This is a genomic window from Thalassoglobus sp. JC818, from assembly GCF_040717535.1.
Lineage (GTDB): Bacteria > Planctomycetota > Planctomycetia > Planctomycetales > Planctomycetaceae > Thalassoglobus.
In genome coordinates, this window is sequence record NZ_JBFEFI010000005.1 from 339,154 (window position 1) to 350,838 (window position 11,685).

Below are 11,685 nucleotides of genomic sequence, written 5' to 3' on the forward strand. Positions count from 1 at the left end.
AGTCTCCATTCACTGAAAGAGGTTCTATGTCCAACAAGGAAAAGCATTGGTACCAGGACGGAGGAACCGTCCTCACGATTATTGTCGTGCTGACTCTCCTCACGATCTGGGGGAGTCGGTTCTGGCAACACGAGAAAGAACAGCAGAAAACTCACGCGATCGTCCTGAATGCAGGTCGCCTGGATGTTTCACCTGATGGCGAGCCCGTTTTGCATCTGAGGTTCTGGCATGTCCATCCCGGCGTCCTCACGAATGGACGACTGACAGTCATTGTCGACTACCCCGGAACCAAAACCGGCGAAGGTTTGTGCATTCACGCTTTCGACACCTGGGAACCGAATGAGGACCACACCGTCTCCTGGGACGTACCGCTACCCGGATACGAACTCGATCAACGTGTTCCAGTTCGTGTCCGGCTGGAAGCCGAGAATGCCCGCACGTTTGCCTACACCCAGGTATGGCTCGGAACTGGGTGGGTCGAGAACGAGGTGAGCATTTCCGAGTGATTTCAATCACATCCCAATTTGGCATCCGACGCCGCTCAGTATTCGCAGGCTGAGTGGCGTTTTCATTTCAACAACCAAAGGAGAAGTCAGTGAGCACCGTGCTTGAGAACAATAACGACACACAACACATTCAAACACAACTTGCGGCTCGACGGATGCGGGCCACCATGGCGGCGATCAAAGTGGTCTTCACCTGGCTGGGCACGACAAAAACGCTGTCCACGGATCAGAAGATCGTCGCGGCAGATGTCTTCGGCGCGGACGGCGCTTCGATCAGTGCATCCAAGCGTTTGCTGGACCCGAAACATCCTGCGCTGGCGGCCGTCACGAAGATCAAAGGACGGGTGACCAAGTTCTGGAAGGATAATAGTCTGCCATTTCCCGAAGGAGGCATTCGTCTGATCCGTCACGATCAGATTGCTGAGTTTGACGAGACTCTCAACATCTTCCGTGCAGAACTCGACGACGCCGTTGTGGAACTTGAACGGCATTACGACGACATGCGGTCGGCGGCTCGTGAACGGCTGGGCTCGTTGTTCAACGCCAGCGATTATCCGACGACGCTGATCGGTGCGTTTGGCATCGAACATTCGTTTCCGGCAGTTGAAGCCCCCGAGTATCTGCGAGAGCTGAACCCAGAGGTGTACCGTCAGGAATGTGACCGTGTTCAGACTCGATTCACCGAAGCCGTCGAGCAGGCCGAGCAGATGTTCTATGAACAGCTTGCCGGTTTGGTGGATCACCTGGTCGAACGCATGTCCGGCACGGAAGACGGCAAGCCGAAGACGTTCCGCGACACCACGGTGGATAATCTGAACGAGTTCTTTGCTCGGTTCCGTCAGTTGAATATCGGAGGCAATGCGGAACTCGAAGAACTCGTGGAACGCGCCGAGTCGATCGTCAGCGGCGTGGAACCTCAGCAACTGCGGGACAACGCGTTTCTGCGACAGCATATCGCCACGCAGATGTCGACGGTGCAGGCCAATCTCGATGGTCTCCTCATTGATCGCCCTCGCCGGAACATTCAGCGGCGGCCGCGTTGAAGGAGGTCGACGTGCAACTGATCATAGAACCTTCCGGCTACTGTCGCTGCGTTTATTCGGAAGCGATTGATGTCCGGCAACTCGGCTCGGCAGTCATTCAGCGAGGCTCCCACGTTGATCCCACAGCTGGCGGAAGCTGGACTGCCGACCTGTCTCCCGTAAATGGTCCCGTGCTGGGGCCGTTTTCCACACGCTCGGAGGCACTCGATGCCGAAGTGGAATGGTTGCTCGAAAACTGGCTGATGCCAGACGAGTAACAACAACCTGATCTCAGCCTCGCAGCGTGCGGGGCGGCTGTATCTCACGGCCGCCCTGCATTGGGCGGTCGTTCTACCTTTTTTCCAGGATTGAACGAATGACCCAACAAGAAATTGATGACGCCGTCTGCGTGGCGACTGGTGACACACTGTGCGACATTCGCCGCATCGGATTCAGCATTGCAGACCCACTCGAAGTGAACTTCGATCCTGAACCCGATGACCTACCTCCCAACATTATTGATTGGGATCAGCATGAACTGGAACGCAATTACGCCATGTATCCCATGCGTCGCAATCGCCGACGTTGGGCTGCCTGATGGCAGCAGACAACGATCCCAAACGCCGACAACTCGATGAGTTCTACGCGAGCTACACCGTGTTCGTCGGCGTGCTTTGTTTTGCCGCACTCTTTCTGTTTGGCTGGGAGATCATCCTCACCTGGATTTTCTTCCGTTCTGGGATGCGGCTCTTTCTCGACGTGATGACAGATTCGCCGGTGTCACGTCCACCACCAACCCAACAAAAGAGGAGGTGCCGTGATTGAGTGGCACACTCCAGAACTACAAAGGAGGCAATCACATGCCAACCACTGTTAGCGTTTCGTGGTCACGCAAAGCGGGCCTGCCAGATTACGGCTCGGTCGGGGCGACCTGTCATGTCGAGTTGGAACTCGACGGTCAAATTCTCGACGGTGACCTCACTCGATTCCGTCAACAAGTTCAGCGCGCGTATGCAGCATGCCGCGAAGCGGTGGAAGATGAACTCGCCCGCGAAGGAGCCGCCGATTCTCCTCCACAACATTCGAGGCACAATGGAAACGCCAACGGAAATGGACATCATGGCTCGAACGGCAACGGATATGCAAATGGTCGACGCCAGTCGAATGGTCGAAGTGCGACGCAAAGTCAGGTCCGGGCCATCACCGCGATTGCCAACCGCAATCGCATCGACCTCACGCCATTCCTTCAGCAGCATGGAGTTCAGGCTGTTGCTGATCTGAGTATCGGCGACGCAAGCAGCCTGATTGACGAATTGAAAGGCCAGCCAGCAGGGAACGGAGGTCGTGGATGATCGCAGTTTCTCAACAACCACGTGCCGCGCCAGTTGTCCAGCGGGACTATGTCAGCTTCTCGGCGATCAGTACCTACCAGCAATGCCCACTTAGGTATTACTTCCGCTATATCGAAGGTCTTGAGGAACCGTTCGTCTCGGCCAGCCTTGCACTCGGTGGTGCGGTACACAGTGCAGTAGAGTTTCATCTCAACGAACTCATGGCCGGCAAATCACCGCCGGATCATGACACTTTGCTGGATGTTTTCTGGGATGAGTGGAAGTCGCGTGCCGAGACTGCGGAGATCCGATTCGGCAAGAAGGATGATCTCGATTCAATCGCAAAGACTGCTGACCGTATCATCGCCGCATTCCGGGATAGTGACATCGCTAGGCCGACAGGAAACATCATCGGCGTCGAGGAAGAACTCCGTAGCCAACTCATCCCTGGTATGCCCGACATCCTGGGACGCGTCGATTTGATCGCCGAAAGCGACCAGGCCCTCACAATCACTGACCTGAAAACGGCGCGGACACGCTGGTCGGCTGAGCAAGCAGAGAGATCGGGAGAGCAGCTGATGCTCTACGCCGCACTCGCGAAAGACCTCGTGCCGGGCAAACCGATCAGGCTGGAGTTTGCCGTCGTGACCAAAGCAGCCAAACCAAACGTCGACACGTTGCCAGTTACTTTCAATCAGAAACGAGTTGACCGCACGATGTCGGTGATGCAGCGAGTCTGGCAGTCCATCCACGAAGGACATTTCTATCCATCTCCATCACCAATGTCCTGTCCCAGCTGTCCATTTCGCAGCCCCTGCGATGCGTGGTCGGGGTAGCCAACAGTTTCAGCTGATACAAAGACACCACACTAAAGAAAGGAACTACCTAATATGGAAACCGTCGTAACTCTCGCCGCTGCTGTGGGTATCTACTGGGCCTATACGGCCGGAAAACGCAACGGTTCAAAGGCAGCTTTCAAAGTCGGCTGGCGACGTGGTCGAGCTTACCGAAACCGTCGAGCCTGACCTCACATCTGCTGCCCCCGAAGCTCACCGCCGCCGTCCGGGGAAACTCGGGCGGCGGCTTTGGCTTTCTTTTTATCTATTGGCCACCAACGAGTTGTGATTGTTTCAATGGAAAGTTCCGCCCCACGTACCTTTGGGACAGTCTTTGCCTGAGTTCTAGCCACTCATTTTTGAGCTGCGTACATTCAGCTTCGGTGAACGTCTCGGATTCAATGCGAGTCAGTGAGCGGCGTGCCAAACTGACTAACTCGGGATCAGCGTCGCGCGTGCGTTCAATTCTTTGTCGGAGGACCGCAACAGCGATTGCATTCTCAGAGGCAGCATGGCGTTTCACAAGTTCCAAAAGCGATTGTTCATCGTTTGGTTGGGCATTCAGATGTGAATCGCTGGCACCATCTGGGCTCTTTTTCAGTGTCTGAAACACTCGCTCCGTTGGAAGTATCGGTATCGTCGGCGTATCTTCGGATTCGACAGCGTGTGTCGAAGGCTCGTCAGAAATCTCTCCGGTTGATTGACTCACCAAGCCAGTGTCGACTGAACGTGACTGGATCAATCCTTCAATCGGAAGTACCACATCACGCCAAAGGTCAGCCGTAGCGGTCGCTGGCTCATCACGAGGTGTGACTTGAGGCAATGGTGGAACTTGGTTCTGTGTGTGACCAAGAAGTCCACGCCCCCCGCCTCGTGGTCCAACTCCAGGCGGGTCTGGCTTCCTCATTGCGACACCAGCGATGACAAGAATCGCCAGTAAGCAAATACCAGCTATTCTGAAACCGCCTATAACGCCTTTGAGAAAGGTCCGTGTTTTGCCGCTTGTTGACGACCAGAATCCTACGACACCCAGTATCAAGTCGAGGAGCAACACAACAATCGGCGTTGCCAAACTTGCAGCAATCCGCACCCACAATCCAACTTTGAAAAAGCCCAAGATAAACGGCGACGTCAGCATCAAGGCTCCCAGATAGATTCCTCCTAACGCTTTGAGTCGCTGTGTGAAATTGTTTGGCGCTGATGCTTCGTGGCGATCCAGCCACGCAACGAAGGCTGCTTTGCCAGTGCGGGCAAACTGTTTGATTTTCTCGGTGTTGAGATTACCCGAGCTGTCAACGAACGAAATGTTGCTGTCCTTAGCTGCCATTACTGCAACTACCACAATCACAACCAGGGCAACGGCGATCGGGTATCCAACGTAGGGATTGTTGGCCAAGTGGAGATACACGGCTGTCAGCGCGGAAAGAAGAACGATAATCCCTAGGATGGCAAATCGGACGGTGTGCTGTGGCTGGTCATTTTGCATCTGCCGTGACTCCTTTCAGTCTTGCGACATCCATCGTGCGAGTCGCAAATCGGGATTGAATAAGCGACAACTTGAACGCCCCTGGGACTTCTTCTTGCACCTGCACGACCGGTTGCTGACCGTATGAATCGCCCGGAGATGAACCTGTGCTGTCCGGAGTTGAGCCTTGATCAAAGAACAGCAAGTAGATGCCGAGGATCAGCGCGATGATTGCGGCAATCACGTAGCCGCCGAGCTCATTGATATATGTTCCAAGCGTCGACTGTGCCTCGGTGGACAGTTTCTTTCTCAACCGGGTGACTCCGGCGAGCACGATGCCAACACCAATGATTATTGGCGATAGCTTGATGATGAGTTCTTGAAATCCAGGCATGGTTGAGCACCTCGCAAATGTGTCATGCGAGTGCTCGGGCAAACGGCGGGATCGGCAGCGCAAAAAAGGAGCGCCGAACCGAGCCCGCTCCTCTCCAGCCCCGCCAAGGGCCAAGCCAGAACAGAACACCGGCCGACGCCCCCGGACGGGGGCGTGGCTTCGGGTTCTGCCTCTGACTGGTGAGCCTTGCGGCTCGTTGGCGGTATTTGAGAGGAAGCAGACCGACGCACACGCGTCGTATCAAATTGTCATTCGGGAGCCGTATCGCTCCCGACACATCGTTTTCATCTCCGGAAAATGTCTTTTGATTGCCACCTCGCGGCAGCAGGGACCTACTCGTCCCAATCCCCGATCATACCTCCGAAGGCGGAATTTCTCAATCTGTGGTTGTCGCTTATGGCAGCTTCCGACATACGAAAGATGCCATGCCTCTCCCCTGCCGGTTGCGTTTTCAACCGAACTGAACCTGCCGATAACCCTGCATGTTCGCGACACGCTTTCGACTGTTTCAGACCCTTCGGTTGGGTAGGCGGCTCGCATCAGCACGGAACAAGCCCCGGAAGTCATTTCGCATGAATCGTGCTCGCACGGCTCGGGAGTCATCAGGCCGATTTGGCTTCCGCAAACAAGGCACAAGGGGTCTGAGTTGATGCAGGGTGAGTAATGGCTCGCGAGGAACGCAGTGATGTTTACCAGCGAGTTACGAAGTCGCGGCGCCCATTGGAAGCCGATTTTGGGGGTAGGCGACCTGATGCTGGGCGCGCCGTTCGATGCAGTCTCCGCGCCGAAAGCCGTTCACGTGTCGTCACTTATGACCAATGGTGGGAGCTGGCCGTCGCGAGACGGACAGAGCGAATAGCCATTCAAACCACCAGCTCAAATGCCTCGAATCGCTCAAAACCGCCGCTCCCTGGTGGTTCAGGACGCCGTTTATCGCAATAGGGGGCCTGTCCCGACTACGACAGGGGCCGTGTTAGTATGAGGCGTTTCTTCCAGCACGTTTCTTACCAACAAGTATTCCCCACCAGAGTTTCACCTCTCAGACTCAAACGCATCCCTTCCGTTGACCCTGGCAGTTCAGCGGCCAACGAGCCCACCATTACAAATCGGCTATACAGGACTGATTCTCGATTTCCAGATGAACCTGCGAGGACTCGGGGATCTGCTGCCGAAGGTTCTCAACATATTCCGTGCCCCAGAACTGCTCTAACGCAGAGCGTGTGATCCTACGACAACTGCTTTGGCGAATACGTGCTGTCAGATGTCCAGCCTCGATTGCTGCCCCGGCTGAGAGTCTTTCAAGGATCGACTTTCGGAGTCGTTCGGCCTCGCGACGCTGGTGGAGCAGAACCTGAAGTCGCTGCAACTCGTCTTGCGTCACGATCTGCGGTGGCGGCAATACGGGCGGTGCCGGGGTCGGTGTGAACGGCGAAGGCCATTGGCGTCCCGTCGGTTGCACTGGTGTTTCGCGGGCCTGTTGCATAGTCGATCCTAATCTTTCTTGCTCTTGCGCCGCACTTTGGGAGCTTCCATCTCAAAGTCCCACGAGGACATGACGCATACCAATCGTTCTTTTGAACCCGCGTTGACTGATGCCTTCACTCGGGAAATTGGCTGCACCGCTGGGCATTCGGGCAACGTGGCGATGTGCGCTGCGTACGCTGACAGCTCGCGCCAAATCGGGATTACCATGAATGCGTCTTCTATGGAGTCGAATGAGGCGAGTTGTACGCTGACGGCAAAGTCAGCCGTCACCAGAATGTTGTCGGCTGTCACGATGAGAACGGGATTGACCCCCTGTTCCATCAGCTCAATCGCTCGCTGCATCACTTCAACGGTGATGGTTTGGACAGAACTCTTTATGTTCGCAGCCCGACGTTCCTTGATCCACGTTGTCAGGAATTGTTCAACAGCCTGTTGCAAGTTGGACTGGGCGGCTCGAACGTCCATGCGGTGGCTAACTTCGGAGAACACGTACCGTCGCTGATGCTCGCGTTCTGCCTTCTTCCAGTCGTCCCCAAGTAACTGACGAATCTCAGCAAGGCTTCTCCCTTCTTTGCGTAGCTGCTTGATACGCAAGCAGCGCTCAAGCACCCACTCGGGCCAGTACGCCATTTTCCCTCGCCCGTTCGGATGAGTGCGCACATCCGGTGGCGGGATCAGACCTTCCTTTCCATGCCAACGAACGAGTGTTGCCACGTTGGAAATATCTGCCGCTTGCATGATGTCTCGTGATGTTACGTCCGCCATCCGTCACCTCCGCGTTGACTTTTTGACCTGTACATTGTATGAATTTCAATGTGCAAGTCAACTTGGCGAAACATTCGTCGTCGTGCCGGGAGGCGTACCATGAGCAGTAAACGGAAAGTCGAATTAGTTGAGCTGGATCGACTTCAGCAACATCCGCGTCAGCACGAGTTCTTCACGGCCCCAAGCCATGTCCAACTTGACGAACTGGCCGCAGACCTCAAACAGCGCGGTCAGCAGGAGCCGATCCACATCACACCTGACGGGATTATCATCCGTGGGCACCGCCGGGTCGCGGCTGCGAAGCGGTTGGGCTGGAAAGAGCTGAATGCCATCGTCAGGCATGACCTCAGCGATCCACACAATGCGGAAACTGTCGCTGAACTCATCAATGACAACATCAAGAGGCAGCAGCTCGATGATCTGGCCCTTGCCCGGTGCTACCGGGAACTCAAACGATCAGGACGAGTGGGAGACGAAGGAACCGGCGATGTTCGAGATCAGTTGGCCGCTCACCTGAACTGTGGCAAATCAGGGCGCTCGCTCGATCGCCTCGAACGGTTGCTTCAACTCCCGCGAGACATCCAGGACCTGATCTCAACTAGGCAACTCAACAAGGATCAGGGTGAGAAGATTCTTCGGCTACCGAAAAAACGTCAGCAGGAGGTCTTCGAGGCTCTCCGAACAGCTGAAAACATTCCCGACGTGCTCCGCTGCTTTGGGATCATCAAATCTAATAAGCCCCGGACTCCGACCGAACTCGGAGAAGAACTTCTGGGGTTTTTCGACCGGAACCTGCCATCGGTCCGCACCAACATTGAATCTCTCGACCGATTGCAGGTGCGAGGTCGGGACGTGGTTGAACTGCTCGATGAAGCCACCAAGTTCATGACGGATTGGACGCAACGCAAGCGTGAGTTGAAGCAACAGGACATCAAGCAAATTCAGTCAACAGTGAAACGCCGCTCTAAGCTGGACAATTTGTCCGGCAACGCGCGGTAAAAATTTACCGAACAGCAGAATTGGCAAGGCAAAATGCAGCTCACTTCACCTTCCAATCTGGAATACTTCCGAGACGGCCATGTGATCTCGCTGGACGATGAGGCGTTTGAACTCTTGGGGGCATATGCAAGTGCTCGCAAGCGCGTCGCAACCAGCAATCCTGACCACGGCTACAACGTCGAGCAGATTCGGGAATCGCTACTCCGAGGGAAGGTTGTAGTGCGGAGCGGTGGCATCGAACTCCAGGACCGTTTCGCCAACGCAGGTATGATCGAATTGCTCAACTACCTGGCAAACAAGTGCGAAATCAACCTACAAGGACGATGCCAAACTCGAATCGCCGTGCTTCCTGAGCCTTCTGCGCTGGATCGCTTGTCGTACCAAGCCTTGCCACGATTTCTATCAGACCACCCACGTGGCCTGATTCGCATGCCGCGTTCGTGCAGTCCAGCCGAGATTGTGGCCGATATGCGAGCTGCATTCCCGTCCAGTCGAATCCTGATTCTGGGGCGAGTGCAAGCACTCAGGCAACTTCAAGGAGAACTCCCGAAGCTACTGAGTATGCGTATGGCATCGTCTGGTGAGCAGATTGCACTCGTTTCGGACGGTGAGCGGTTTTCGCCACCAGAAAATGAAGACTTTCCAAAGCTACTGCTCAGCACACCAATCGCAGCTGCTGATCTTGATTCCGAAAAGTGCGACATTGTGCTGCTCCTGGATGCTCTGCACTGCACGCACGCGACGATGCAGAATGTGTTGGTTCAGGTCGATGCTCGATTCCGGTTGTTTGGCTTCGTTGATGCAAATCGCGATTTGAAACCATACGAGCAAGCGAGGCTGCACCAGGCCTTCGGGTTCAGTCAAATCGACCTCATGAGCCGAGAGCGAGTCCGGCGACCAGTCCATTATGCGAAGGTCCGCCAGGGTGGGGATGCACCTCGAAACACAGTCTGGATGAAGCCCACTGTGCCCGGCAGACGACCGGCCGCCTCAATCAATTCACTGGCTGCATACACGCATCACCATGCTCGCAACGCCACGATTTGCCGCCTCGCCAAGGCGCTCCGTTTCGGAAGCCCTTTGAACAACTCAAAGTTCCGCGACATCCGCCGGTGGTTGGGTGATTGCTGTCGAGATCAACTCAACGTCACGATCGCGGTTGACCGGCTCGACCACGCCATTCAGCTCGGCAAACGGCTGCCCGACTGGCCCATCATCGCCGGAAGCAACAATAATTTGCATGACATCTCGCCGCAGATTCGTCGTCGCATCCAGACGGACCCCAAACGATGGTTGCCCGGTGACCAACAGATTGTGGTAGCGGAAGAAGCAAAGTCGTTCGGTGGCAACCATTCTGATGTCGTGATCTGGGCCAGTGGCGGAACCACAGCAGCTACTATTCCGGCATCCTGGATGTTCAGCCAATCGGACCCGGACCGGCTAATGCTGATTGTCGATTTTCTCGACAAATTCGCTCCGGCTGCGAAACAGTGGAGCATGCATCGCTTTCGTCACCTCGAAGCCCGCGATGTTTTCCATGTCGGCACTACGGCTTCAATCGGACGCATTGAGCGTTTCCTCCGTGATGAAGGAGGTTCCCGATGACAACGGAAAGTGGAAATCCGGCCCTCGCCTACGCACGCCACCGCCTGCCGAAAGGACGCCGCTCGCGAACCAATGCACGTGACCGATGGTTTGCCTCCGAGAGCGCCGGGTACTACGTCAAGAATCCCGCCAATTTCAAAATCTCTAAGTTCGCAGCGGCGGACAACCTTTACCTCGCGTTCAAACTACTCGAAGAAGATGGCGGCCACGGTGCTGGCACCGATGGGTTTCGCCCTGAGCACTTCTCGGAGCACGAACTCCGGCCGATTCTTCGGAAAGTCTCAGAAACGCTCATTGACGGCAGCTACCAACCTTACGAACCGAAGATTTGCACTGTTGCCAAGAATACTGGTGGCACAAGAGACCTTGCGCTGTTTCGGTTCATGGACCGCACTGTGGCCAAAGCGCTGCTGAATTGCCTCAAGCCATTCTGGAATGAACGGATGATCGCCCTCAGTCCCCGGCAAATCTTTGCCAGATTGCACTGGACGATCCAGGAACAGCGCCGCTACGTGTTTGCCACAGACGACATCAGACAGTGTTTCGACTACGCGCGGCTCGACGACGTGATGGCATGGCATCGACATCACATTCAGAAGCAGCGTTTATTGGAAGTCATTCAACGAATCATCCGGGGGAACGATTCCCTCGGCACTGGGATCGGGTTACCCCAAGGATCGCCGTATAGCCCGACCGCGATGGACTTGTTACTCCATCACGTTCTCGACCTGGTCATGGCCGACCGGGCGAGAAACACGCCGAGTTTCAGATATGTGGACAATCTCGCGTATCTATGCTCGGACGTAAGTGAGGGCGTCAGAACCCTCTCACTGGCAAGTGAGGTTCTCGAAACAGCTAGCTTCCAACTGAAAGGGGAAGATGGCCAACCACAGGACCTCAGAGACCCAGAACACAACAAGGTGTTCCTGGGACTGATACCGCGCTGGCAGAATGCTCTCCTGACCTTCTCCATACCGGAATCTGCCTTCGAGACTCTGACCATTGGACTTCAGGTTGCCAATGAAGCGCCATTTCCAGCGGAGAATGCACTTCGACGCTGTACTGGTTGGCTTCAGGCACAAGGGCCTGCTCTCATGAGAAACGTAGAACGAGAAGTTGTTGATCGAGTGGTTGAGATGGCGCGCCATGCCGGTTTCCGCAACGTCACTCACAAGAGCATGCTCGAAGTAGCTGCTCGTGCGAGGAGTTCGTGGCACCAAGAACTGGAGGAAGCTCGCTGATGTTTGCCAGCTCGATAACCATTGCTCTGTTGGTTC

Annotated in this window: 15 protein-coding genes; 11 read left to right on the plus strand and 4 right to left on the minus strand. The window is 55.4% G+C overall.

What is annotated here, in order from left to right:
- Nucleotides 1-26: 26 nt before the first annotated feature.
- From AB1L42_RS15345 to AB1L42_RS15380, 8 genes are all read left to right on the plus strand, one after another.
- Entirely contained in the window at nt 27-506 is a 480-nt protein-coding gene (locus AB1L42_RS15345; protein WP_367057431.1) for a hypothetical protein, read from the plus strand.
- Between the two features lie 89 nt (nt 507-595).
- On the plus strand, nt 596-1,549 hold the full coding sequence (locus AB1L42_RS15350) for a hypothetical protein (RefSeq protein ID WP_367057434.1): 954 nt from the start codon (nt 596-598) through the stop codon (nt 1,547-1,549).
- Nucleotides 1,550-1,560: 11 nt separating this feature from the next.
- Nucleotides 1,561-1,806 carry a hypothetical protein gene (locus AB1L42_RS15355; protein WP_367057437.1) on the plus strand — a complete coding sequence of 82 codons (246 nt, stop codon included), beginning with the start codon at nt 1,561-1,563 and terminating at the stop codon, nt 1,804-1,806.
- A 98-nt stretch (nt 1,807-1,904) separates the two neighbouring features.
- Nucleotides 1,905-2,126, plus strand: coding sequence for a hypothetical protein (locus AB1L42_RS15360; protein WP_367057445.1), 222 nt, complete (start codon nt 1,905-1,907; stop codon nt 2,124-2,126).
- Nucleotides 2,126-2,353: a hypothetical protein gene (locus AB1L42_RS15365; RefSeq protein WP_367057450.1), complete on the plus strand. Its 228-nt coding sequence runs from the start codon at nt 2,126-2,128 to the stop codon at nt 2,351-2,353. The genes AB1L42_RS15360 and AB1L42_RS15365 overlap by 1 nt, the downstream gene beginning before the upstream one ends.
- Nucleotides 2,354-2,388: 35 nt before the next feature.
- Nucleotides 2,389-2,880, plus strand: coding sequence for a hypothetical protein (locus AB1L42_RS15370; protein WP_367057455.1), 492 nt, complete (start codon nt 2,389-2,391; stop codon nt 2,878-2,880).
- A complete protein-coding gene (locus AB1L42_RS15375) occupies nt 2,877-3,695 on the plus strand; it encodes a PD-(D/E)XK nuclease family protein (protein WP_367057458.1) in 819 nt (272 codons plus the stop codon). The genes AB1L42_RS15370 and AB1L42_RS15375 overlap by 4 nt, the downstream gene beginning before the upstream one ends.
- A gap of 54 nt (nt 3,696-3,749) precedes the next feature.
- A complete protein-coding gene (locus AB1L42_RS15380; protein WP_367057463.1) occupies nt 3,750-3,884 on the plus strand; it encodes a hypothetical protein in 135 nt (44 codons plus the stop codon).
- 76 nt (nt 3,885-3,960) lie between these two features.
- On the opposite strand, the gene AB1L42_RS15385 is transcribed toward AB1L42_RS15380, so the two are convergent.
- The 4 genes from AB1L42_RS15385 to AB1L42_RS15400 form a co-directional block, all read right to left on the minus strand.
- Nucleotides 3,961-5,181, minus strand: a complete 1,221-nt coding sequence (locus AB1L42_RS15385) for a hypothetical protein (protein ID WP_367057470.1) — start codon at nt 5,179-5,181, stop codon at nt 3,961-3,963.
- Nucleotides 5,171-5,554: a hypothetical protein gene (locus AB1L42_RS15390; RefSeq protein ID WP_367057477.1), complete on the minus strand. Its 384-nt coding sequence runs from the start codon at nt 5,552-5,554 to the stop codon at nt 5,171-5,173. The genes AB1L42_RS15385 and AB1L42_RS15390 overlap by 11 nt, the downstream gene beginning before the upstream one ends.
- Before the next feature lie 1,099 nt (nt 5,555-6,653).
- Nucleotides 6,654-7,037 (minus strand): hypothetical protein, encoded by a 384-nt coding sequence (locus AB1L42_RS15395; RefSeq protein WP_367057482.1) that lies wholly within the window; start codon nt 7,035-7,037, stop codon nt 6,654-6,656.
- A gap of 8 nt (nt 7,038-7,045) precedes the next feature.
- Nucleotides 7,046-7,804, minus strand: coding sequence for a MerR family transcriptional regulator (locus tag AB1L42_RS15400; RefSeq protein ID WP_367057488.1), 759 nt, complete (start codon nt 7,802-7,804; stop codon nt 7,046-7,048).
- A gap of 99 nt (nt 7,805-7,903) precedes the next feature.
- Between AB1L42_RS15400 and AB1L42_RS15405 the strand changes: the two genes are divergently transcribed.
- The 3 genes from AB1L42_RS15405 to AB1L42_RS15415 are packed head-to-tail and all read left to right on the plus strand — an operon-like array spanning nt 7,904 to nt 11,649.
- Nucleotides 7,904-8,803 carry a ParB/RepB/Spo0J family partition protein gene (locus tag AB1L42_RS15405; RefSeq protein ID WP_367057493.1) on the plus strand — a complete coding sequence of 300 codons (900 nt, stop codon included), beginning with the start codon at nt 7,904-7,906 and terminating at the stop codon, nt 8,801-8,803.
- 33 nt (nt 8,804-8,836) lie between these two features.
- Complete coding sequence (locus AB1L42_RS15410; protein WP_367057498.1) at nt 8,837-10,408, plus strand: hypothetical protein; 1,572 nt, start codon at nt 8,837-8,839, stop codon at nt 10,406-10,408.
- Nucleotides 10,405-11,649 carry a reverse transcriptase domain-containing protein gene (locus tag AB1L42_RS15415; protein WP_367057503.1) on the plus strand — a complete coding sequence of 415 codons (1,245 nt, stop codon included), beginning with the start codon at nt 10,405-10,407 and terminating at the stop codon, nt 11,647-11,649. The genes AB1L42_RS15410 and AB1L42_RS15415 overlap by 4 nt, the downstream gene beginning before the upstream one ends.
- Nucleotides 11,650-11,685 lie beyond the last annotated feature (36 nt).